Raw genomic sequence first — 23,125 nt, 5'->3', positions numbered from 1 at the left:
GAAACTGGCTCCACTTTTACTCTACAGTGCTGGCGCAGCCAACCATCCGTCCCGAGAGGTCACCATGTCATCGGCGTCACCGGCATCGAGCCGCGCGCACTACCAAGTCACCTTCGCCGTGCTGGCGCTCGGCGTCGCGGCGTACGCGCTGCTCCAGTCGCTGGTCACGCCGGTCCTCGCGACCGTCGGTGCGGAGCTGCACGCCTCGCAGAGCTCGGTCACCTGGGTGATGACCGCCTACCTGCTCTCGGCCTCCATCTTCACCCCGATCATGGGTCGTCTCGGCGACATGATCGGCAAGGAGAAGGTGTTCGTCGCGACGCTCGGCGCGCTGGCGGTGGGCTCCCTGCTCGCCGCGCTGGCGGGATCCTTGCCGCTGATGATCGTGGCCCGGGTGATCCAGGGCGTCGGTGGTGGCGTGCTGCCGCTCTCGTTCGGCATCATCCGCGATGAGTTCCCGCGCGAGAAGGTCACCGGAGCGGTCGGCATCATCGCCTCCCTCACCGCCGTGGGTGCCGGACTCGGCATCGTCCTGGCCGGCCCGATCGTCAGCTCGCTGAACTGGCACTGGCTGTTCTGGATCCCGATGGTCCTCACAGCGATCGCCGCTGTCGCCGCGCTGCTGTTCGTGCCCGAGTCGCCGGTGCGGAGCGAGGGCAGGATCAGCTGGCTGCCCGCGCTGCTGCTCTCCGCATGGCTGGTGTGCTTCCTGGTGGCGCTGAGCGAGGCGCCGGACTGGGGCTGGGGTTCGTTCAAGGTGATCGGCCTGCTGGTCCTCGCCGTCGTGCTCGCCGCGCTGTGGGTGGTGGCGGAGCAGCGCTCCGCGGCGCCGCTGATCGACATGGCCATGATGCGTCAGAAGGCGGTCTGGACGAACAACCTCGTCGCGCTGCTGGTCGGCGTCGGCATGTACGCCACGTTCGCGTTCCTGCCGGAGTTCGTCCAGTCCCCGGCGCAGGCCGGCTACGGCTTCGAGGCCAGCATCACCCACTCGGGCCTGATGCTCCTGCCGAACACCGTGACGATGTTCGTCATCTCGATCCTCGCCGGTGGTCTGGCCGCCCGCTTCGGCGGCAAGGCGCTGGTGGTGGCCGGCTGCGCGGTGGCCTCGGTGGGCCTGTTCATCATCGCCTTCGCGCACGGTCAGCAGTGGGAGATCTACGTGGCCACCGGCGTGCTGGGGATCGGCATCGGGGCGGCCTTCTCGGCGATGTCCGGTCTGATCGTCGCCGCCGTACCGCCCGAGCAGACCGGCGTCGCCTCGGGCATGAACGCCAACATCCGCACCATCGGCGGCAGCATCGGATCGGCGCTGATGGCCAGCGTGGTGACCTCGCACGTCACCGCCTCCGGCTTCCCGAAGGAGTCCGGCTACACCGCCGGGTTCGCCATGCTGGCGGTCGGGATGGTGATCGCCGCGTTCGCCGGTCTGCTCATCCCCGCGCTGCGGACGCGCCCCTCCACCTCCGACCACGACGCGCCCCACCCGGAGATGGGTCTGGTGGCCGCCGGCACGCTCGTCGGCGACGAGAGCGAGTGAGCTGGGTCGGGGGCGCGTGCACGCCGCACGCGCCCCCGACAAACAGCTCGGCCCCTGACCGCGTTTCCGCAGGTCAGGGGCCTGATCTGTACGCCATGTAGGACTTGAACCTACAACCCGCTGAGTATGAGCAGCCGGATCATCACGTCCTCGATGGTGCTCGATCGCCAGTTCCGTGAGCGTGGCAGCAGCCAGTCGGCCCGGTTGGGCGTCATCCGAGCTCATCTCTGTTCCCCTTATTGACGGGGGGGTCTAGGGGAACGTTCGTCTATTTGGCGTTGTCGCTCAGGTGGCCAACAGGAATCTGCTCAAAAACCTCTTTACTAGTACCCCTGATTGGTCGTATCCTTGAGTCATCGGGCGAGCGCCCGTCCCCAGACGAGGAGGAACCATGAACGCATCAGCCGTAACGTCCGACATTAGGGTCCTGGAGCTGCCCGCTACCCAGAGCGCACCCGGCGAGCTCTGGATTCAGGTGCTCTACAGCCGCGGCGAGCTGATGCTGGACCTCCCGACGGTCCGCCGCGTCGTCGCCGAGCGGTTCCCGGACGTGAACCTCGACGACTATCGTCGTCGTCCTGTGGCATACCAGCCGTCCGACGAGCCCGAGACCGGATTCCACCGGAGTGAGTGGTGGGTACTCACCGCTCGACGCTGACTCAGCCCAGGCAGCGCGGCCCAGCCTGCGGGCGGGCCGCTTCTGCACGTGTACGTGCCACGAGCCGCACAACATAAGCGGCTCACCGAACGAACGGCTGCCCACCGGACTCTGTGCCCGCGGGCGATCGGACCGTCGCGCAGCGCGCACGCCATAGCGCTGCCATGCATCCGAGTCCCTATGCGGCGCAGCGCGCAGTCCGCGGGGAAGATGCGCCAGGCTCGCTCCGCTCGAGCCAGCGAGCTGGGGCCGGCAGGGTGGGCAGGCACCCACCCGTCAGAGGGGTACCCCCTAGTGCAACAGCCCTCTTGAGCCCACGGTTTTAAAACTCGGCCCCACCCCCTCTTATTAGTCTGCCTTTTTACGTCGGTGGCTGGATCGTTGGCTCGGCTGCGATGGCTGAGCTGATGCAGAACTCTTCGCCAGGCAGGTGGGATCAATCCTTTCGTTTCCCCTCCAACCAGGCACCGGGGCGTGCATCCTTCGCCTATAATCACAAAGCCTCGAGGCCTAGGCGTTCTGCTCACCAAGTTGCTCGCAGTCGGCTTGTTCTGTGCAGTGTGCGGGTTCGCAGGGGCGTACGCATTGCAGCGGCTGCACCCGGCTCCGCACGGTGCAGTTGGACCGGCAGGCCCTGCGGGCACACCCGGTGATCCGGGCTTCGCGGCCCCGTCGGTCCGGTCGGGCCTGCGGGCTCCGTCAACTTCGATGAGGATCCGGGTTTCCGGTTACTGGTCGGACAGGTTGAGGTGCTTACCGAGAAGGCGCAGCAAGACGGAGTGTGTACGCCCACCCAGGTCGTGACCGGTATCGATCCCGGTGGGACGACTGCAGTCGGCACTACATATCCTATGAGTGTGCACACCGGCACGTATTGCCTGAAGCCGTGACTCCTTAGTGTTCTTCGTTGCTGGACCCATCTACCGCTGCTCACCCCGCGGCCTGAGCAGCGACGAGCCAGCGAACCGTTCCTGAGCGGCCTGGACTACGGACGGGTCGACGACAATCGTCGGCCTCATGCGGCCTTTCGGGATTGCTTGCACCCATACGTCGAGCGGAACTTCTTGACGGCACTCGCGGCACACGAAGTAGCTGCACGTGCGAAACCTGTTGGACTCATTGACTACTACGATCCTGATCTCTTCAACATCGATACGAGATTCGCATCGTGTACAGAGTCGCTTGTCTCGCGCCATGCGGGCCTCCCTCGCCTGAATTCGCGAAACGTAGCGCAATCGCGTAGATGTTGCGAGCGCGAATAATTGTCAGTATCTCTGAATACGTCTAGCAGAGCTAACTCACGCTCGGGCCCAACTCTGTTGACAGTCGTTCGAACGCACTTTCACGCGTCTACCTGCTGGCATGCAACATCTCTGGCACTCTGGACAACGGCGGCGCTCGGCACAGGGGGATTGACAGCCTTCTCGATCGCTCCATCCATCGCAACCTCAAACGCTCCGACTGGAGGCGTGGCGCCATCCTCGACCGGAGCCCCTGTTCCCCAACATCGCACCGCGAGCACCTCCACGATCGTGGGCTGGCTCAAACTTCCGTTGAGCGTCTCTCCTGTCCACGCTGCCTCGGCGGACATCCACTGGGTTGTGGTGTGCAATTGCACGAAAGGAGTTCCAATTCTTGAGCCATGCTGGATAAACAAAGCAAACCCAAAGTCGAATGTCCGATCTGCCTCCATCTTCGCGACGACCTCTCCGTGCCGAAGTTTGAAACTAGCCCTAGCTGGCCCGGGGCGCTCGATGCCATTGTGAAGTAAGCAATATTTGTCGGGAAGGAGTTTGACAGTGTCAGTCGATACCTGTGTAGCCAGTCGCCCGCCTGCAACGAATTCTGGACCGGGCACAGCGTTGGATAGGACTTTCGCCAGCCTGCCGGCCGCTCCATCTAAGGTGTTGACGCGGAACCAGCGCGAATCCTTTCGGGCCTTGTCGAGCGAGATGTCACCGATTGCTCGACCGGGGCAGAATCCATCGAGGCCGACCGTGCACCCCGCTGCCAATTCACCCACTTGGTTCGCTGCTGTGGTAGCACCGGCGCGCGCCGTCAGACCCGGAGGCTGGACAACCGCCAGGTAATCGGCGCCTTGCGTTGGGCGCCCGGCACACGTAGCCGTAGGTACACCGTCAGGAGTCGTCGGCATGACGATGCCTGTCAGCCCATAGAGTCCCGTCGCGATCGCGACGACAGCAGCGAGGGTGTCGACGCCTGCGCCTTTCACATGGCCCCGGAGCGTCAGCGCAGCCACACATAGGCCGGCGGTGACAACTAGGGCCCGGCCATAGCGGACTGGCTCCGTACCGAAGAGCACGCCCGTGTGTACTAATGCTCCGCCAAGTGCCACCGGGAGCACGATCCCGACTACCGCAACCAGCGCGATCCTTCCCCACTTCATGCGCAAGACCCTCCCGGTGCGGACGAAACGACGACGATGCAGGGCCCGAGCGCGGCTCGCCGCCAATAAACGTCAGAATGCTGTACCTGGGGCTCGGCCGTCGATAGGGCAACGTCCAACCACGGCCACTGCTTGCGGGTCTTTGTCACGTGGGTGACGAAATCGCAAGAGGTTCTGTCATTCACCTTCGCACCTCCGACACCCCGGGCCCCACGCCGGCGTCTCTGACGGCAGCACGGACCGAGACCCGCGTCATGACCCGCTCCGTCAGGCCGCATCGGAAGAAGCAGCTGAGCCATGCACACGGGATGCGCCCGGACCTGGAAGCGTCGCTCGGGCGAAGAGCGAGGACCGCCTCGCCGCTGGCCCCTGGTCTACCCACAGAATCCGCCCGACCAGTCGTCACTCACCCACCGCCGCGACCTTCGCCGCCGTGAGGATCTCGATGTGTCGGGCTTTGAGTGCCGCCACCGGGACGCGAAGCTCCTCGTACTCCGGTGCGCTTTCCGCTAGCCGTCCATCCGCACTGTGCCACTTGGTGCTCTCGTTCCCCACCTCCAGAGGACGATCGGGGACCGTCTGGATTACGACACCGCCAGCCAGTTCGATCCAGAAGTGATCGGGGAAGCTCGCATAGCCCGATTTCTCGTACTGGCACACGATGGTTGCAGCGGCCGCCTCCGGCTCGACGACCTCGAACCCATTGAGCTGGACCAGCTTGACGAACATCTCCTTCATCAGTGGCCGCGCTCGCGCTTGGGTCGCCTCATCGGCCGGCTCTTCCGCAGGCACCAGGCTGGCCAGCCCCGCTGCATTCAAGCGCCCGGTGAGTGCCCGCAGATCGCCGACCACCTCCTGGGACAATCCCGCCATGGTGGCCGGTAGTTCCTTCTGTGCAGCCGGGTTGAGCACATAGGACCAGAAGTCCTCTCGAGACGGCCCGCCGGCAACGTCGCTCAGCGCCCACAGGGCCCAGTTCCAGCAGGCGTGGTTTGGCTTCTCCTTCCCGATTCGGTGGACCCGCTTTCTATCGGGGGCGTAGGACTGGTTGCGCTTCGGTCCACCGAGCCAGGCCAGCACCTCCGGCGGCAGCGCGGGGGCTGCCTCTACGGCCGGCTCTGCCTCAGCCGCGACCTCAGCTCCTGCGACCGGAACATGGACGTCGTTGACCACCGCGGGCACTGGGGCGTGGTCCGCAGCCACCCCTCCGACCTGAGCCCCCTCCACGGGAGCAGGCACCTCGACCGGGGCCGCTGGCGCCGCTGCCTCTGCGCCGGGCTCTGCCGGTTCATCAGCCGCCCGCCGCCGTTTGCGTGCGAGCCCGGCCAGCGGCATCTGAGCGGCCGCCTGAGGGGCGACCGCCGCTGCGGCGCGCGCCGCTGCGCGCGCGTCACGGTCGGCGCGGGCCCTAGCGCGACCCGCATGCGCAGTGGCGTCGAACATGGACACAGACGGCCTCCTGGGGCGCTACCGGCGTCTGCCGCTCATGCTAGACGCCTCGATACTCGCCAGTAGCGCAATTATCTAAACTACGCTTTCTGAGCGAACCCATCCGCTGGGCAGCGGAGGCCTTCTGGGCCGCCGTCATCTTCCTGGAGCGCTTAACGCCCGCCGCGACCAGCGGTCGCTCGGGATGCTGAACGAGGCCCACTCCGTGGTGCCGACTCGGCCGCTGGCGGTCTCGGTGAACGCCGAGTCCTTGCGCAGTCGGGTGATGACCTTGGCCTGGGCGGTCGGGGTGGCGCGTCGAGCTGCACATAATCGCTCTTACCGATCCGCCGACTGTCCGTCGCCCGAAGGAAGTGGCGGCCAGGTGACATCGGTGTCGCCAAACGCCTGACAACGAGCCTTGGTCAGTCCTACTTTCGTTGCATGGTTAACGTTGGCGCGCCCCTTGCGGGGACGGACTATGTATGCGTGATGAAGGGCAAGGCTGGAGAGATTCAGTCACTCGAGGGCGTGCTCTCGGATCACTTCGTTCCGCTGATCGAACTTGCCGCGGCAAGCAAGTGCCCGGACATAGCAAAGCGTTGGTACGTTGGCGAAGCTATCTGGATCCAGCCGGTGAACCTTGATGGGGCGGCTGATCCGGTCTGGGCGCAAGAAATAGATCAGATATTCGCGGACCTCCAGGGTGCGGGGCGCGAAGCAACGCCTGTCATTCTTCTGGAGGAGCCGGTAGAGTCGATCAAAATTTACGAAACCGTGCTTGAGCGACAGGACACGGGCGCTGTGCTCCGTGTCGACGCCGAGGATCTGATCATGAGCCCGCCAAAGGCCATCGTGTCGGACGTCGATGACTTCCTGATCCTATACGGCCTTGACCCTGAGGATTGCGATCTTGTCATCGACGCCGCGCTGATCCGTGACAGCGTCCCAGCGCGGGTTGCGACCGTAAATGGTGCCCTCGCCGTCTTCCCTTACCTCGACCGGTGGCGCTCCCTGGTACTGGTATTTTCCGCGTTCCCGGAGGACATGGGCGCTCAGGCTCCGAAGTCCTCTGTGCACCCGTTTCCACGTGATGACCGCGAGGCGTACCTCGCGCTCGTCGCCCGCGGTCTTCCCCGAGACGCGACGTACGGGGACTTCGCCGTCGGACAACCTTCCTACGGAGGAGTTCCCTACACGCCGGTGCCCAACATCAAGTACACCTGCGTTGACGTTTGGCGCGTTCATCGCGGCGCGAGCCGCAACGATCCGAGCCCGCAGTACATCGACCTCGCCAAGGGCGTCGCCGCATCGCCATACTTCCGCGGAAATTCGTTCAGTGCAGGTGACAGTTACATCGCGAGTGTGGCTAACGGATCCGACGGGCCAGGAAACGCGACAACGTACCTTCGCGCGGCAATGTCTCACCACGTCCTGCACGTTCTGGACCGTCTCGCCACCCACGGCGAGCCTTAAGGGCTGAACGCACCTCAAAGCGAAGCTCGTCCAGTTCCAAGGAGTCGGCTAATCGCGACCACACTGCATCGCGTGGGCGCGATCGGACGCCGCGGTCAAGTTCGAGACGCTCGAGAACGGCCAGCGCCTCTGCCTTCCACAGAAGTTGAACGAGAGAAGACTTATCGACCCCGGGGTTTGGCTTCGCGATTCGAGCCTCCTCGAGCACCACCACTCCCTGGCGTACTCGAACGACCTCTACGCCCCACCAAGGTCGAACGATCCGACGAGCGTTCTTTAGATGATTCTCCGCTACAACAAGCGTGGCGTAATCGAGAACCTTGGAGTAAACGGCTACTTGAGCGGGAAGCCGCGTTAGGGTGTCACGAGCGCTCTTGAGCTCATATCCCGAGAAATCTCCGTTTACCACGGCAACATCTACCCGAACCGCGTTACATAGCCCCAGTTCCTCCACGAAGAGGGTGTCCTCGAGCTCGTCCTGGTGCTGGGTGGCGAGCTTGCGCCGAACAACCCTCCTAACGTCCGCATCGCGCATGCCTGACAGTGTAAGGACGGCAGCGCGGTCCTGAGCAACGAACACTGGGGCCGGCCGGGCTGGGTGGCGGTGTGCCAGCGATCTCAAATCTGTCGTCACCGCTGAGTGCACGGCTTGTGCACCCTGTGCGTGAGAGGAACTCACCGCGCGGCCGGAATCACGACGGACAGATCGTCGTGCTCGAAGTACCGGTTGTAGATCGGCGCGAACGCGGGGTTCTTGGCGACCATCTCAGAGGTGTAGTTCTGCCAAACGGTCCCGACATCAGCGTTCTGCCCAGTCGGGGCGCCGTCTGGGGTGTACGTCAGCGTGTGCGAGCCGCCCACAGCGGCGCGTTGATCGAGAACGGCGCTCACCTGGGCACGAGCGATGAGGTACGAGCGCAGACCAGTGATGTCCGCTCGACTGTCGAGCTGAGGATCGAACGCCACGTGGTAGGCATCCTGAAGCACCGACTCGAGGTTGCTCGAGGCGCTGGTGTATGCCGCTTCCCATCCCGGGTTGGACGCCATGATCGCCTGCAACTGCTTGTTCCGCCATGCTCTAACGACGGCGTTCGACGACGCGGAGAGCGACGAACTGCCGCCCTGAGCGGCCACTGTCCGCAACGCGCTGGTGACCGTGTCCTGAAGCTTGTTGTACTGCACCCATCCGCGATTCACGTACGCGCTGTTCATCTGCTCGCTCGGAGACTGACGCTCTCGAAGGGTGTCGCTACTCAGCGGCGAGACGCGGGTGCGCATCTGCCAGTCGTACACCGCCTGGCTGAAGTCGGGGTCGTTCGACCCGATGGAGCCGGTGAGAACACCGACCATCGACGGAGCTTGCTCGATCAGGCCGTGATACCTGTCGTACATCGTCTTGGCTGCCACCGTCGGCGCCATGCCGCCGACCGAGTGGGTCGCGTCACCGGCGAACAGCAGCGCATCGGGCCCGAAGTCGTCGTAGAACTTCTCACTCGCGGCCTCGCCGTACTTCTTCTCATACTGCCGGTAGGCGTCGATGAGCGGCTGATAGGGCGATTGGGGGGTCACCGGAGTCGGTAGCAGCAGGGAAGACGCGGCGCGAAGTCGGTACTCGTTCTTGGTCGCCTCGAGTGCCTTCTCGTCGGTCGGTTCTGGACCGACACGACCGCCGTTCTCCCAGTCAACCTGCATCTGCACCCTGATCTGTGCCGCTCGCCGGGCGAAGGCGGCATCATCGAGGTTTTCCGTCTCACTCGTGGTGAGGCGACGTGCCCACGCGGGCTCGACCGAGGACGCGGCACGCTCAAGGAAGTTGCTCCCCTGGGGCTGGCCGTACGGATAGAGCCACCTGTAGATGGCGCTGTTCGAGAGCTCAGGTCGTTCGCGGTAGTGGAACTCCGAGAGCGGGGCGGTGACCAGCGGGCCCGTCGAAGGGATGAACGGGTTCTGGCCCTGGGTGATCACGTCGAGCGAGGACGTCGGGATGGTGAAGGAGCTCGCGTAGGGGAACAGCTTCTTGAGCGGCCCAAAGTTCTGAAAGACCACACGGTTGTCCGGGCTGTAGCCCTTCGCCGGATTGCCGTCTTGGTCGACGACCTTGAAGAACGGGTTCGGCATGGTCTGGGACCCGACGTAGAGCTGGGCGAGTCGTGCCATCGTCTCCGGCTTCTCCATCGCGAGGTGCGCGTACTTCTCGAGCACCTCGACCTGGGCCTGGAAGAACGGGGAGACGAAGCGCAGCATATGACTGATCTGCCGCTCGTCGGCCATGTTGTAGAGCAAGTTCCGCACCTGCCGCGTGGCCTCGCCCCGAGCGGTGGCCTCCGCCGCCTCAAGAACCTCCGGCGTAAGGGCGTCGCTCTCCACCGACGAGAGGTAGTGGCGAAGCGTCTGCCGGTAGACGGTGCTGGCATAGGGGTGGCGGACCAGGCGGTCCGTCGGCTTGGTCGCGAGGAAGTTCATCGCGCTGTCGATGAACTTCGAGATGTACTTCCCCTCGATGCTCTGCCCGAGCCCCAAGGCGATGTCGTCACCGTGGATCTGGTTGCGAAGCTCGAGCGGGATGGCGCGTTCGGCCTGGGCGGCAATGACCTCGCCCGCCTTGGCCGCATCCCTCGACGCTTGGGTTGTCAGCACGTGATCGAAGACCGTGCGTGAGTTCTCCACCCAGCGTGGTCGTTGAGGATCTCGCCGCGCTTGTCCTCGAACATCAGGGCGAAGCCCTGACCAACGTTGAGGTTGCGCTGCTGCTGGAGGCGATGCGCGTAGGACCAGCTGTAGTTGCCGCCCGTGAAGAAGTCGTGGAGGCTGGCGTTGCTGTTCAGGTCGCCATACGCCTCGAGCGTCGAGAGGTACTCGTTCGCCTTGCCGGTCAGCCAGAACGCCTGCTTGATGCCGGGCGTGCTGGCGACCTTCTCGAACCCGGTCGAGAGTTGGTTGCCGACCTTGTCGGCAGAGTCGTTGAAGTTCCAGTCGATCTTGCTGTCGTCGTTGCCGGGGGCAACGAAGCGAGCGGCGTTCTCCGCCTCACCAACAGCGCCGCCGACGGCGTTAGTCGCCGTCCCTACGGCACCGGTGATGTGGCTCCAAAGGCTCACTGAATGTCTCCCTCGCGCTTGTCACCGATGAACTCGTCGCGAAGCACCTGATAGCGCTCCGTGTCGCTCTCGCACTCCCGCGCTCGCTCGATCGCTTCGAACGTCTCGGGAGGGAACGCTTCGTCTAGCCGGCGGTTGAGATCCGCCAGCATCCGGGCGTAGTCGTAGTCACTGCTCATAGATGGGTCCTTGTCTCAGGTGGGTGGTCAGAGGCCGACGACGTCGGCGGTGCGGCTCTTGCGGCTGAGCGCGTCGATCTGGCGCTGGCGCACGAGGGGTGTGTCGGGGAGCAGGGTCAGGTGCTCGCAGACGTCATGGGGCGACCCGATGCGTCGGATACGGCCCTCGCGTTGCTGCTCGCGCTTGGGGTTCCAGGAGGCTCCGAGGCTGATCAGCAGGTTGCAGTGCTGAAGGTTGAGCCCCCGCTCAAGAACGCTGCTTCCGAGGAAGACACGCGCATCTCCGGCCCGGAACCGCTCGACGGCCGCGGCGCGGTCGGGGGCCTTGACCTTGCCCTCAACGCGAACGAGGGAGATCTCGTCTCGATGCAGGGCCTGCTCGACTAGGTCGAGCATCTCGAGTGTTTCGCAGTAGACGACTGCCTGCCTATCGGCCCCTCGGAGTCTGAGCTCAACCGACAGTGCGTCGACCAGGGCGCTCTGTCCGTCCGCGATTAGCCCTGCCATCTGCTTCCGCTGGAAGCCCGTCAGGCCCACGGAGTTGAGAGCCGTCTCGTAGGCCTTGCGCTGAGCCGCGGTCAATCCCACCCATCGGGTCGTTTGTTCCAGGCGGGGGAGCGGCAGCCCGATGTCATCGGCCGTGCGGCGAAGCACCGTCTCGCTCAGCAGCTTCCGCACCTCGCCGACGCGCGGCTCCAGCCACCCCTCAGGCTGAGGGTGCTCCCGTCCCCACTTGTCAACGAACGGAGGGCCGAACCACACGAAGCGCTTCTCGAAGGTGCCCTTCGGCCACAGCCCCTCAACGCCGGCAGCGGACAGCACGCGCCACAGCTCGACCGGGTTGTTCTCAAGGGGCGTCGCCGTCATCAGGAGTGCTCGGCCGGCTCTCTGAGCGAGCGCTGCCATCGTCGTGGCCGACGGTCCACCGCCGCGGACCTTGCTGCCCTCATCGATGACGACCATCGCGAACTCGTAACGGCTCAACCACTGCCGGCGACTGTGCGCCGTCTCATGGCTCAGGACAAGGAGGTCGATGCCGGTGCGCGCTCGCTCCTGCAACTTGAGCTGAGCGCGGCCACCCCCACCCAACTCCCGATCATTGCCGGTGAGAAGAGAAGCCGACGGCAGGAACCGTTGGATCTCCGCGGCAGTCTGATCGATCAAGTTCGCTTCGGTAAGCCACAGCACCCGCGCAAGCTGGTGCTGTGTGCGCGGTAGTTGCTCCGTTACTCCCAGCTCGGCGATCAGCCCGAGAGCGGTGACCGTCTTGCCCAGGCCCACATCGTCCGCGAGCACTGCGCGGGGGCGTTTCACCAACCAGTCAACGCCCGTGCGCTGGTGCTCCTTGAGAGGCGCGGAGAGCGTGAAAGCGGCATCATTCATCAGAGTCGTCATGCGACTGCCTTTCCGGGGATTGCCCCCTGGGCCGACCCCCTGGGGCAGCCCTGCGAAGGGCCCCCTGGAATGTCGATCGAATTAGTGCAAAATGGCTGGTCAGGCCACGAATGGGGGAGTGTGTGAACTCCCGCCTAAAGCTGCGAGATCAGGACGCCCATGAGGCTTCGGGGTCGCTGTCCGCGAATTCGGCGACGAAGAGCTGTTGATAGGCAGTCCGCTCGCGCTCGTGCAGCTCCGCCCGACGGTGGCGTTTGCCCATCACGCCTAGCAGGCGTGCGAGGCGTTCGGCGGCCTCGTCGCTGGGGACGATGCGCCGCCAGGTCTGGCCGCTGCGCTCGGCGAGGCCGGCTTGCTCCAGGCGGTTCAGATGACCGCGAAGCGTGCGGATCGTGGTGTGGCCGCGTCGAGCGAGAACCTCGCGCGTCTTCGTGAACTCGTCCGAGAGGGCTTCCCACGTCTCGCGGCAGGGGAGACCCAGTCCTGATCCGTTGGTGAACAGATCACCGAGAGTGTCGGTAGAGGGGGACATTAATAGTTCTCGGACCCCCTTAAGAGAACTACTAGTGTCTCCAGGAACGTAACCTTCTGCGGTCGTGAGAGGAGCGACGAGCCGCACGGCGGTCGCCCTCCCCGGGGCAGCGCTTCGCTGCTTCGGGCGCTCGATCAAGCCCATATTGGTCAAGCGGCTAAGGGCCGTGCAGGCGGCGTTCTTGCCCACTCCGCTGCGGTCGGCCAACTGCCGAACGCTGGCGGTGGGATCGATTCGAGCGGCTTCCGTAGCGATTTCGATGAGCGCGGTGTATACCGCTCGATCGGTCGTGCCGGTTCGCGCGGTCCATGCGTGGTCGCTGATTCGGCGGCCCAGGTCAGCGAGCATCGCCCGTGCGAGCTTCGCCGACGGCGTCGGCGGGTTCTCCCGCACCCAGGCTGCCGCGTCAGTCCAGAGCTTTTCGGCGTACGCCAGGCGGCTCTCGGCCGGCTGCTCGCGGTACTTGTCGACAGCCACCCCGTGGCTAGCCTCCAGCGTGGACCTGAAGTCATCGAAGGTCCATCGCGCGTGCACAGCAGCACATGCGACGGTGTAGAGCGTGACGCCTCGCGCCGGCTTGCGGTGGTGCCTCCTGAGGTCTTCTAGATCCCGCGTCGTCAGCAGCCGCATCGTGTCTTCGTCCAATGCGCGAGGCATGGCTGACTTGAACCACTCGAGGGCTGTAGTCGGGTCGGGCTCGACCAGCTCGGCTCGGGCGTCCTCGCTTCGGTGCGGACTCAGCGGTGGCCGGGTGGCATTGCTGCGAACCTGTCGCCGATCGCCTTCAGCGTGTGAGGCGATGAGGGACTTGATGTGCTGATGGCCCCAGCCGGGTGCGCCGATGATCCACAGGTGGCCGTGTCCACGGCGCCCAGAATGCGTCAGCACGACGCGGAAGGCGTCGGGCAGTGCGGCGCGCACGCGCTGGGCCCAGGCCCAGTCGGCGTCGCTATCGAGATCGAGGGCGACGATGCCCTGACGAGGCTCGACGGCGTAGGCGCCGCCGTCGCGAACGGCGGTGGCGATGTCCGTCCAGGCGACCGGGCGGTTCTGGGCGTCGATGCGCAGAGCGCGTCCGTTCTTGGCGATCGCCTCCGCGAACGCCAACGCCATGTCATGCGCGTCAGGCACTGAGCGTCTCCGTGATGCCCGAACGGTGGCCTTCGGCCCAACGCTCGATCTCGCTGAGCCGGTAGCGCCAGCCGCCTCCGAGGCGGTAGCGCGGGATGCCGAGCTTGTCTTGGTTGGCGTAGAGCCAGTTGCGGTCTCTGCCGAGAAAGGCTGTCACTTCAGCGGTGCCGACGAACGGCTCCATGCTTGGTGATGTCATGCGCGCCTCGATTCCCGCCTCAGCCGACTGCGGCTGGGCGTGCGGATGAACTAGCTGGAATCGAGCGGTGATCGAGCGAGGCGCATCGGGTCTGTTCGTAACCGCGTCAGTTCGATATTACACGAATCATCTGGCATATGCCAAGTGCATCAGGTATAGTGCGTGTCGTGGCTCTATCGGACGCGGAAGACTCGGCTCGACGTGCCGGCTCGGGCTTCGATGAGCCCTGGTTGTGGGTCAGTTACGAGGTAGGTGGGTGGGTCGTCACCGCGCGGGCGCAGGTCGACGCACCATTCGAAGGACCCCAAGAACTCTCCGTCGCGCTGGACATGTCGGAGGAGGGGTTTCAGGCGTCCGTCGAGGCGGCGGAGTCGACTGGCGGCATCACTGCTGCTGTCTTGAGGTCGGTCCCGCTCGGCGACGCCCGCAAGGTGTTGCGTCGCATGCGGGCTGATGCGCTCGCGCATCGGGATCTCGACGACCGGGCCGTCTACACCCTGCCTAGGCGGATGGTGACCGATGACGACTGGCGAGCATTTGCTCGTGCCTATGCGCGGGCCGCCTCGCGGAACCCTGGCCAGCCGATCCCGCACCTCGCGGGCATGACCGGCTTGAGTGTTCACACCATTGCGGCTCGCCTTCGGCGAGCTCGTGAGATGGGGCTGCTAGTTGATCGAGGCGACGGCTGGTTCGTACTGCCGGAAGAGGAGACGAAGTGATTCACCTGACGACTGAGCAACTTGCGGAGCGATGGCAGGTGACCGTCGGCCACCTCGCAAACATGCGCTCGGCGGGCCGCGGGCCTGCTTACTTGCGCATCGGTAGCCGCGTGATCTACCGCGTCGCGGACGTCGAGTCGTACGAGCAGGACCGCTTGGTGGTTCCCGCTCGGGACCTACATATCAATCCCCCTATTACGGCCTAGGATTTCGACATGGCACGACCGAGAACGGCGCTGGGCACGTTTGGCAAGATCGCGCTCACTGGCCAGGTGAAGGACGCCGCGGGCCGATGGACTCGCTCCGAGGCGGGTCAGCGCCCAGAGCGCTGGCGGGCGCGCACGAAATTCCGCGATCGCGATGGGGTGTCTCGTGACGTCGAGGCGTTCGGCGCCACCAAGGCGAAGGCCGAGCATGCCCTCAGGCTGAAGCTGGCCGATCGCCAACACGTCACCCAGAACAACAAGTTACGCGCCGACATGACGGTCCTCGCAGCAGCGAAGGTGTGGCTTGAGCAGGTGGACCGCAGCGAGCTGGCGGATGGAACGAAGCGGCAGTACGCCGCGAACGTTGCCACCTATCTCGAGGGTGCGTTCAAGGACGAAGACCTTGCGCGCGTAGCGAAGGCCTACTCGATCAAGGGTCTGACGCTGCGCGAGGTCAACCGGGTTTCGATCATCGAGGGCTACCTCCAAGGCGTTGCTGATGCTCACGGCGAGGGGGCCGCCAGGGCCGCGCGCAAGGTCTTGTCAGGTGTTCTGGCACTGGCTGTCCGCTACGACGTATTGCCGCACAATGCGGCGAAGGATGTTCGACCGGCGAAGGCCAGTAGCGCGAAGAGTGAGCGTGTCCGCGACACTCGGCGCGCGCTGACGAAGGACGAGCGAGCGCACCTGATGGCTGTCGCCGACGCCGACGAGCGGGCTGGCCGCGACCGCATGGACATTGCCGATCTGATCGCCTTCATGGCCGGCACAGGCGTCCGCATCGGGGAGGCTCGGCTCTGCCTCCAGTGGACAGATGTCGACTTCGAGCGAGGGACCGTGCACGTTCGCGGCACGAAGACCGCGAGTGCGGACCGCGTCCTAACGCTTCCTGAGTGGCTCTCGAGCCGCCTGCTCGCACGTGCGAAAGTGCTTGGAAGTGAAGGCCTTGTCTTCCCCTCGCCGGGCCGTCCCGCCGGCATCAACCGGGACTCGCATCGCCCCTGGGACAAGGATAACCTCAACAAGGAGGTCCGAAAGTTGCTCGATGCAGCCGATCTGCCGTGGGCGACGTCGCATAGCCTGCGGCGCACGGTCGCGAGTCTCATGGACGCAGCTGGACTCTCGGTCGCCGAGGCCGCGGACCAGCTCGGGCACGCTAATCCCGCGATGACTGCGAGTGTTTACTTGGGCCGCAGGGCGGGCGGTTCTCGGGCGGCTGAAGTGCTCTAGCGAATCAACGCAGAGTGTCCACTGCGGTCGCCTCTTCGTCACCGAGAGCGTCGTCCTCAGCGTCCTTATCCAGTGGTTCCGCTTGCCCTTTGCGGAGTGCCGTCAGTCGAGTGAGATGCGCGCGTCCGCGCTCCGTCAGGGACCAGTACGTGTCGCGGTCAGTGACTGGGTGCCGCTTCTCGGATTCCTGAATGAGGCCAAGCGCAAAGAGCTGAACGATCGTCTCGGTGCGGGCTTCTTCCTGGATCGCTGGATCACGGCGGAACTTGCCGGCGCCTTCGGGGAACGGGAGACCGCTACCATGCTCTGGTAGCACCGCCGCGGCATGGCGTCGGAGCGCCATGCCGATTGACTGCTCGGATGCCTCGACCATGAGCAGAGGAGCGACCTGCGCAAACACGCCATCCCAGGTCGTGGGCAGGCGAGTGTCGAGGAACTTACGACTTGAGGCGACAACCGCCTCGTCCTTGTTCCAATACGCGATGCGCACGGGCATGCGGTAGACGTCTGACCCTTGGGCAAAGCCAGATACGTCCTCGTCGGTGACGCCTTGCTCCCGAGCTTGAAGTTGCTGGGTGAGCGTCGCCACGCGCTCTCGCAGTTGAGCGATCTCAGTTTCAACCTCAGGCGACATGGCATTGTCGCCGCGGACCCAGCCGATCGCAGGGTGCGACTTGCGAGTCTTGATCAAACTAACGGCTACCGCGCCGGCAAGCTCCTCGGGCGACGTCCAGTACTTCACCATTCGCTGTTCGACCTTGGTGCGGAACGCCTCGAGCTTCTTGCGTAGCTCAGGCTCAAGGTCCGTCTTGCCAGCCGCGATCGCTCCGGCGTCGCTGTGTATGAATCCCATGACTGGCGTCTTGGTCTCGACTGCGTAGTCGAACTCCTTCTCCGTGAAGCTCAACCCGTCGTCGTCCAACGAGCCGTAGCGACCTCCGACCACCACGACGTAGTAATCGCTGTCATCGATCACAGCACGGATCAGGTCCCACTTGTCAGAGTCCGAAGCCGGGAATAGTTCCATGCCGGCGGGGAGGCAGTCAGCCTCCAGGAGCGTCTGGATGACAGCTTGCCGCTCCTCCTGCAGATCAAGGTACGTGGAACTGACGAAGACTTGTTCGCGACGCTCGACTGCCACGTCCAGACGGTAGCGCGAGCGTCGCTCGCAGGGGACGACTTCGGGGGGTACGCGTCCGCCGAATTCGGGGGGTTTTTGGGGAAACCTTGCAATGAAGTCAGCCCCCGACCCGCGTTTCCGCAGGTCAGGGGCCTGATCTGTACGCCATGTAGGACTTGAACCTACAACCCGCTGATTAAGAGTCAGCTGCTCTGCCAATTGAGCTAATGGCGCATCGCCTTGCGTCCGCCGTGCGTTCGCTTCAGCGAGAAGAACACTACCAGCGGGGTCGGAGGGTGCGAAATCGAGGGCTCAGCGCCCCTCGAGGACCGCCTGGGCGGCGTTGTGGCCGCCGATCCCGGAGACCGCACCGCCGCGGCGCGCCCCCGAGCCGCACAGCAGCACGCTGGCGACGTCGGTCTGCACGCCCCACCGCTGCGCCGGCGTCTCCAACCGCGTCCGGTACGGCGCCCACGGCCATTCGAGGTGCCCGTGGAAGATATGGCCACCGGGCATCGCCACCTCCGCCTCGATGTCCTGGGGGATCTTGGCCTCGATGCAGGGCCGGCCGTCGCCGTCGCGCGCCACCACCGAGGCGATCGGATCCAGCAGGTGCTCGTCCAGCGAGCCCAACGCGCGCTTGATCGCCTCGGCCTTGGCGGCCTCGGGATCGGCGTCGAAGAGCGTGGCCGGCGTGTGCAGCCCGAAGTAGGTGAGGGTGTGGGTCCCCGCCGGCACGTCGGTGCCGAGGATCGAGGGGTCGGTCAGGGAGTGGCAGTAGACCTCACCGGGTAGGCGCGAGGGCATCGACCCGGCGGCGGCCTCGGCGTACGCCCGCTCCAGGTCGGGATAGTCCTCGCTCAGGTGCAGGGTGCCGGCGAAGGCGACGCGCGGGTCCTCGCCCGAGCGCAGCCGGGGGAGCCGGTCGAGCAGCAGGTTGACCTTCAGCTGGGCGCCGACCGGCTTGGTGGCCGGGTCCTCGGGCTCGCCGAGCAGGATCCGCAGCACCCAGGGCGCGACGTTCGCCAGCACCACCGAGGCCCCCACGGTGTGCGAGCCGTGGTCGTCGTCCCAGGTGACCTCGGCACCGCCCTCGGCGGCGCGGATCCGCCGTACGCCGGCACGGGTGAGGAGCTCGGCGCCGGCATCGACGGCGGCACGGGCCAGCGCGTCCGTCACCGAGCCCATCCCGCCGACGGGCACCCGCCACTCGCCGGTGCCGTTGCCGATGAGGTGGTAGAGGAAGCAGCGGTTCTGCACCAGCGAGGGGTCGTGCAGCGAGGCGAAGGTGCCGATCAGCGCATCGGTCGCCACCACGCCGCGCACCGTCGGGTCGGCGAAGCGCCGCTCGATCGCCTCGCCGATGGGCCGCTCGACCAGATCGCTCCAGATCTCCTCCGGGACGCGCTCGTGCACGAAGCGATCGGTGGGCAGCGGCTCGGTCAGGGTCGGTGCGACGACCTCCGCGAGGGCCGCCACCTCGGCATAGAACGCGCGCCAGGCGTCGTACTCGCTTCCCGAACCCGTCAGGGCGCGGAACGACGCCGCGGTGGCCGGGCCCTCCGGCCGCTCGACCAACAACCCGGTCGCGCTGCCACCCCGGCTCACCGGCGTGTACGACGCGATCGGGCGCGACTCCAGTCGCAGATCCAGGCCGAGCTCGCCGACGATCCGGTCGGGCAGCAGCGAGACCAGGTAGCTGTAGCGGGAGAGCCGTGCCTCCCGGCCGGGGAAGGCCCGCGCTGAGACGGCGGCCCCGCCGACGTGGTCGAGCCGCTCCAGGACGAGCACCTGCAGGCCGGACCGGGCGAGATAGGCGGCGGCGGTCAGGCCGTTGTGGCCTCCGCCGACCACCACCACGTCGTAGTGACTGCGCACGCCCACCACCCTAGGGGGAGGAACCTGGCACTAGACCGACAGCGCGAGCTGCTTCTCGAAGAAGTGCCGGGCGTAGGGGTTGTCGTTGTAGCGCTCGATCTCGCGGTAGCCCGCCCGGCGGTACATCCCGATCGCCTCGACCAGGGTGTCGTTGGTGTCGAGCCGCACCACGTGGTGACCCAGCCCGGCGGCCACCGACTCCAGGTGTCGCAACAGCCGCGAGCCGACGCCGGTGCCCCGCCAGGCGGTGTCGACCCACATCCGCTTGATCTCGCCGTACCGGATGTCGGCCTCGATCGTCTGCACGCCACCGCACGCGACGGCTCTCGCCCCGACCTCCTCGGGGGAGTGCCCCTGTGGCAGCACCACCACGAACGCACCGCCGGGCGGCCCGAGCAGCTCGGCGTCCTTGGTGCTCTGGCCGCTCGCGTCGAAGCCGCCGGGGAAGCGGTCGTCGAGCTCGGCGAAGTACGCCGCCATCGCGGCCGCGGCGAGGGGCGCGGTCGGATCGACGGTGTGGAAGCTGATCGCGGCGGGCATGGCGAGAACCCTAGTCATGCCTCCCAGACCGCCGCGTCGTGGGCGAAGACGACCCGACGCGGGTCGAAGGCGAGCACGCGCTCCATCCAGAGCGGCGGTGCCGGCAGGGGCTCGTCGTGGCCCAGACCGACAGCGGTCGCCGCGAGCACATCGGCGCTCCAGGACGAGGCGGTGTCGTGGGACTGGCCGGCCAGTACCACTGTGCCGTCCGGCGAGACGACGACCACCGACTGGTGGCCCGCGACGTGACCGGGGGTCGGGATGACGTGGACGCCGGCCAGCGGCTCGGCCTCGCCGTCGAGCGCCTGGTAGTTGCTGCCGGCGTGGTCGATCAGCTCGGTGAAGGTGTAGTCACCCGCCCGAGCGGCGGACAGCTCCGTGCGCTGGGCCAGGATCGGTGTCCCGCCCAGCAGCGGGTTCCCGCCGCAGTGGTCGAAGTGCAGGTGGCAGTTGAGGACCAGGGCCAGCTCCGAGACCTCGACCCCGGCGCCGGCGAGCGCCTCCCGCAGCCCTACGCGGCGCGGCCGGTACCACTGCTCGGTCTCCTCCTCACCGCGCCCGATCCCCGTGTCGAGCAGCAGCAGGCCGTCGCGATGACGCACGAGGTAGCCGTACACGGCCTCGACGCGGGGCGCCCCGGTGCCCGTCTCGGCGGCCGGTCGCACGAACGTGCCGAGCAGCAGGCGCCGGACGCTGGTCACGAGCCCAACCTACGGCATGTGAAACGGCTCCCGACCTGTCGGTGCAGGTCGGGAGCCGTTCTCCATGGGGTGAGCGACGGGGCTTGAACCCGCGACCCTCGCGACCACAACGCGATGCTCTACCAGCTGAGCTACGCCCACCATGCGCGCCGACCGAGGTCCGGCACGACCGGAACTATAGGGGAATCAGTTCCCGGTTGTGGAATCGGTGTCGTCCCGCAGGCCGGTGATCGATCCGCCGTGCCGCTGGGCGATCGCCTTGGCCGCCTCGCTGTCCAGGCCGGGCGGCGGCAGGAAGACCGCCTCCCGGTAGTAGCGCAGCTCCTCGATCGACTCCTGGATGTCGGCCAGGGCTCGGTGGTTGCCGCGCTTGGCCGGCGCCTGGAAGTACGCCCGGGGGAACCAGCGCCGGGACAGCTCCTTGATGGTGGAGACGTCGACGTTGCGGTAGTGCAGCCACCCCTCCAGCGTCGGCATGTCGCGGGCCAGGAACGCCCGGTCGGTGCCCACCGTGTTGCCGGCCAGGGGCGGTCGCGCGTCGGCGCCGCACTGCTCGCGCACGTAGGCGAGCACACGCTCCTCGGCCTCGGCGAGCGTGACGCCGTGCTCGAGCTCGGGGAGCAGGGCCGAGTTGGTGTGCATCGTCCGGACGAAGTCGTCCATCTGCGCCAGCGCCTCGGCCGGTGGCTTGATCACGATGTCGACGCCCTCGCCGAGCACGTTGAGTTCGTAGTCGGTGACGAGCGCGGCGACCTCGATCAGGGCGTCGGCCTCCAGGGAGAGGCCGGTCATCTCGCAGTCGATCCAGACGAGTCGGTCAGAGGTGGTGGACACGGAGAGCACCTTAGTCCGGACCGGGTCAGGCCCAGAGCCGGCTGCCGAAGTGGGCGTAGATGATCCCGGCGAGCACGAGGAAGTGCAGCACGATCCAGACCGGCGTCACCTCATAGACCAGCTTGGCCACCGCGTTGTCGTAGGCCCACCGGCGCAGGTTCCGGGCGGTGACGGCCCAGAACGTGGGGATCATGACCGCCCACGTCACCATGCACCACGGGCACAGCGCGTTGATGTGGAAGATCGTCTGGAACTGCAGCCAGCTCACCATCACGATCCCGCCGATGACACCGAGCTCGAGGGCCACCCAGTGCCAGGCCCGCAGGGTCACCCCCGAGATCAGCAGAACCCCGAGGGCAGCGACGACCGGCCACGCGATCACGCCGATGACCGGGTTCGGCAGGCTCCAGAAGATGGAGGCCTGCGGCGTGTTGATGACCTGGCCGCAGCCGATGATGGGGTTGAAGTTGCACGAGAGCGACGGGGCGTGGCCGGTCGCGAGCTGCTCGTAGTAGGAGAGCTTGTCCAGCACGAGGCTGGCAGCGGCGTACAGGCCGATCAGACCGCCGACCAGCAACCACCAGCGCAGCACACGGCCCTCGCCGGCGTGGCGACGCTCGAACTCCTCCGAGGCCAGCAGATACGCCCGCCAGGTCTCCTCGTCGGCATCGGCCTCGGGCTCGACGGGCGGCTCGAGGTGTGATTCGGCGTGGTGTGACACCGTGCTGCTGCTCCTTCGTCGGCGGACAGGTCCGCGCATCCTCACCCCATCTTCGCTGGCCGGCGGCCCTCGTGGCCACCGATCCGTGTCAGGAGGCGGCTGCCTTGACCCCGGCCGCCGTGCACACGTTGGCCGGCTTCTGGTCGGTGAGCTTGCACAGCGTCGCGGTGATGACGTTGGCGGTGCCCACGATCGACTTGGTGACGGTGCTGCTGGGGTCTGAGAGGTCCTTGGCGATGTCGGCGTGGCTGAGCCCCTGGAGCGTGGCCGGGTCGTAGCTGGCGCCGGAGGAGGCGTACTTCCCGCCGTAGTCGATGAAGGGGATGCCGCCGTCGCTGCCGACGTACTGCTTGGTGTCGTAGGTGTCCAGGATCTTCTGGTCGGCGGCGCTGAGGCTGTCCAGCGGCTTGTAGCCCCCGTTGCCGTCGGGCTGGTTGGTGGTCTGCTCGACGCCGGTGAAGGAGAGGTAGTCGCTGGTGTAGGTGGCGCCATGGAAGCTCAGCGTCGCCGTGCTCGGGTCGATGTCGCTGGCCGAGGAGGTGGTCTGGCCGAGGTGGGTGAACGTGCCGAAGCGGGACAGCGCGTTGACCACGGCCCAGCGCTGCGCGGCACAGTACGGGCAGTACTCGGCGCCCACGTAGAGCACGCGTGGCTTGCCGTCGCTGGTCAGCGCGGGAGCACCGCTCAGGGCGACCGGCTTGGAGATGCTGACGCCGCCGCCGGCACCGACGGCGTCGATGACGTCACCGGACACCCCGGTGATCGCCTTCTCCACCGAGGAGTCCAGGGCGGTCGAGGCGGAGCCCTTGCCGCCACCACCACCGCCGATGCTCAGCCCGATGCCGACACCCACGGCGACGACGATGACCACCACGATCGCCACCACGCCGGTCGTCTTCAGGCGCGCGGTCCGGCGGGCCTTGGCCTGGTCGCGCAGCATCTGGGCGCGCATGGCCTCGCGCCGCGCCGCCTTGGCCGCGTTCCTGCTCGGGGTCTGGTCGGGAGCGGGCGTGGCGCCCTGCGGTTCCTTCTTGGCCTTGCCGGTCATGCTTCGCATGGTAGATCGCCACGATGAGAGCAGGTTGAGAGAGCGCCTCGCGGAGCCTGCCGATCCTGCCGGCGGGCGGGGGAGC

The 23,125-nt window shown here is 66.3% G+C and carries 20 protein-coding genes and 2 tRNA genes; 5 read left to right on the top strand and 17 right to left on the bottom strand.

Going from position 1 to position 23,125, the window contains the following annotated elements:
- Positions 1 to 64: 64 nt before the first annotated feature.
- Positions 65 to 1,540: an MFS transporter gene (locus P5P86_RS16795; protein ID WP_280608594.1), complete on the top strand. Its 1,476-nt coding sequence runs from the start codon at positions 65 to 67 to the stop codon at positions 1,538 to 1,540.
- Positions 1,541 to 1,931: 391 nt separating this feature from the next.
- A complete protein-coding gene (locus tag P5P86_RS16790; protein ID WP_280608593.1) occupies positions 1,932 to 2,198 on the top strand; it encodes a hypothetical protein in 267 nt (88 codons plus the stop codon).
- 2,809 nt (positions 2,199 to 5,007) lie between these two features.
- Here P5P86_RS16790 and P5P86_RS16785 read toward each other — a convergent pair.
- Positions 5,008 to 5,778: a hypothetical protein gene (locus tag P5P86_RS16785; RefSeq protein ID WP_280608592.1), complete on the bottom strand. Its 771-nt coding sequence runs from the start codon at positions 5,776 to 5,778 to the stop codon at positions 5,008 to 5,010.
- A 747-nt stretch (positions 5,779 to 6,525) separates the two neighbouring features.
- Here P5P86_RS16785 and P5P86_RS16780 point away from each other — a divergent pair.
- Complete coding sequence (locus tag P5P86_RS16780; RefSeq protein WP_280611278.1) at positions 6,526 to 7,509, top strand: beta family protein; 984 nt, start codon at positions 6,526 to 6,528, stop codon at positions 7,507 to 7,509.
- Here P5P86_RS16780 and P5P86_RS20115 read toward each other — a convergent pair.
- The 7 genes from P5P86_RS20115 to P5P86_RS16750 all read right to left on the bottom strand — a co-directional run bounded on the left by P5P86_RS20115 (position 7,403) and on the right by P5P86_RS16750 (position 14,028).
- Positions 7,403 to 8,044, bottom strand: a complete 642-nt coding sequence (locus P5P86_RS20115; protein WP_446724909.1) for a sce7726 family protein — start codon at positions 8,042 to 8,044, stop codon at positions 7,403 to 7,405. The two genes, P5P86_RS16780 and P5P86_RS20115, sit on opposite strands and share 107 nt — an antisense overlap.
- A gap of 140 nt (positions 8,045 to 8,184) precedes the next feature.
- Positions 8,185 to 10,176, bottom strand: a complete 1,992-nt coding sequence (locus tag P5P86_RS16775) for a hypothetical protein (protein WP_280608591.1) — start codon at positions 10,174 to 10,176, stop codon at positions 8,185 to 8,187.
- Positions 10,140 to 10,607 (bottom strand): hypothetical protein, encoded by a 468-nt coding sequence (locus P5P86_RS16770; RefSeq protein WP_280608590.1) that lies wholly within the window; start codon positions 10,605 to 10,607, stop codon positions 10,140 to 10,142. The genes P5P86_RS16775 and P5P86_RS16770 overlap by 37 nt, the downstream gene beginning before the upstream one ends.
- Positions 10,604 to 10,786, bottom strand: a complete 183-nt coding sequence (locus P5P86_RS16765; RefSeq protein ID WP_280608589.1) for a hypothetical protein — start codon at positions 10,784 to 10,786, stop codon at positions 10,604 to 10,606. The genes P5P86_RS16770 and P5P86_RS16765 overlap by 4 nt, the downstream gene beginning before the upstream one ends.
- Positions 10,787 to 10,813: 27 nt before the next feature.
- Positions 10,814 to 12,181, bottom strand: coding sequence for a DEAD/DEAH box helicase (locus P5P86_RS16760; RefSeq protein WP_280608588.1), 1,368 nt, complete (start codon positions 12,179 to 12,181; stop codon positions 10,814 to 10,816).
- Between the two features lie 148 nt (positions 12,182 to 12,329).
- Positions 12,330 to 13,826 (bottom strand): MarR family transcriptional regulator, encoded by a 1,497-nt coding sequence (locus P5P86_RS16755; protein ID WP_280608587.1) that lies wholly within the window; start codon positions 13,824 to 13,826, stop codon positions 12,330 to 12,332.
- A gap of 10 nt (positions 13,827 to 13,836) precedes the next feature.
- The gene (locus tag P5P86_RS16750) at positions 13,837 to 14,028 is read right to left on the bottom strand and encodes a helix-turn-helix domain-containing protein (RefSeq protein WP_280608586.1); all 192 of its coding nucleotides are present in this window, start codon (positions 14,026 to 14,028) and stop codon (positions 13,837 to 13,839) included.
- A gap of 182 nt (positions 14,029 to 14,210) precedes the next feature.
- Between P5P86_RS16750 and P5P86_RS16745 the strand changes: the two genes are divergently transcribed.
- Both P5P86_RS16745 and P5P86_RS16740 read left to right on the top strand, forming a co-directional pair.
- Positions 14,211 to 14,762 carry a hypothetical protein gene (locus P5P86_RS16745; protein ID WP_280608585.1) on the top strand — a complete coding sequence of 184 codons (552 nt, stop codon included), beginning with the start codon at positions 14,211 to 14,213 and terminating at the stop codon, positions 14,760 to 14,762.
- A gap of 215 nt (positions 14,763 to 14,977) precedes the next feature.
- On the top strand, positions 14,978 to 16,198 hold the full coding sequence (locus P5P86_RS16740) for a site-specific integrase (protein ID WP_280608584.1): 1,221 nt from the start codon (positions 14,978 to 14,980) through the stop codon (positions 16,196 to 16,198).
- Between the two features lie 4 nt (positions 16,199 to 16,202).
- On the opposite strand, the gene P5P86_RS16735 is transcribed toward P5P86_RS16740, so the two are convergent.
- The 9 genes from P5P86_RS16735 to P5P86_RS16695 form a co-directional block, all read right to left on the bottom strand.
- Positions 16,203 to 17,339 (bottom strand): DUF4062 domain-containing protein, encoded by a 1,137-nt coding sequence (locus P5P86_RS16735; RefSeq protein WP_280608583.1) that lies wholly within the window; start codon positions 17,337 to 17,339, stop codon positions 16,203 to 16,205.
- 140 nt (positions 17,340 to 17,479) lie between these two features.
- Positions 17,480 to 17,552, bottom strand: a tRNA-Lys gene (locus tag P5P86_RS16730).
- Positions 17,553 to 17,630: 78 nt separating this feature from the next.
- On the bottom strand, positions 17,631 to 19,196 hold the full coding sequence (locus tag P5P86_RS16725) for a phytoene desaturase family protein (RefSeq protein ID WP_280608582.1): 1,566 nt from the start codon (positions 19,194 to 19,196) through the stop codon (positions 17,631 to 17,633).
- A gap of 30 nt (positions 19,197 to 19,226) precedes the next feature.
- Positions 19,227 to 19,736, bottom strand: coding sequence for a GNAT family N-acetyltransferase (locus P5P86_RS16720; RefSeq protein ID WP_280608581.1), 510 nt, complete (start codon positions 19,734 to 19,736; stop codon positions 19,227 to 19,229).
- A gap of 14 nt (positions 19,737 to 19,750) precedes the next feature.
- Positions 19,751 to 20,437 (bottom strand): MBL fold metallo-hydrolase, encoded by a 687-nt coding sequence (locus P5P86_RS16715; RefSeq protein WP_280608580.1) that lies wholly within the window; start codon positions 20,435 to 20,437, stop codon positions 19,751 to 19,753.
- Positions 20,438 to 20,502: 65 nt separating this feature from the next.
- A tRNA-His gene (locus P5P86_RS16710) sits at positions 20,503 to 20,578 on the bottom strand.
- A 45-nt stretch (positions 20,579 to 20,623) separates the two neighbouring features.
- Positions 20,624 to 21,229: an oligoribonuclease gene (gene orn, locus P5P86_RS16705; RefSeq protein ID WP_280611277.1), complete on the bottom strand. Its 606-nt coding sequence runs from the start codon at positions 21,227 to 21,229 to the stop codon at positions 20,624 to 20,626.
- Positions 21,230 to 21,296: 67 nt separating this feature from the next.
- Positions 21,297 to 21,992, bottom strand: coding sequence for a vitamin K epoxide reductase family protein (locus P5P86_RS16700; RefSeq protein WP_280608579.1), 696 nt, complete (start codon positions 21,990 to 21,992; stop codon positions 21,297 to 21,299).
- 88 nt (positions 21,993 to 22,080) lie between these two features.
- Entirely contained in the window at positions 22,081 to 23,040 is a 960-nt protein-coding gene (locus P5P86_RS16695; protein WP_280608578.1) for a DUF929 family protein, read from the bottom strand.
- Between the last annotated feature and the right edge of the window lie 85 nt (positions 23,041 to 23,125).

Origin of the sequence: Nocardioides sp. BP30 (assembly GCF_029873215.1) — a bacterium.
Classification (GTDB): Bacteria; Actinomycetota; Actinomycetes; order Propionibacteriales; family Nocardioidaceae; genus Nocardioides.
Note: the sequence above shows the minus strand (reverse complement) of the source record. Positions and strands in the feature narration are given on the sequence as shown.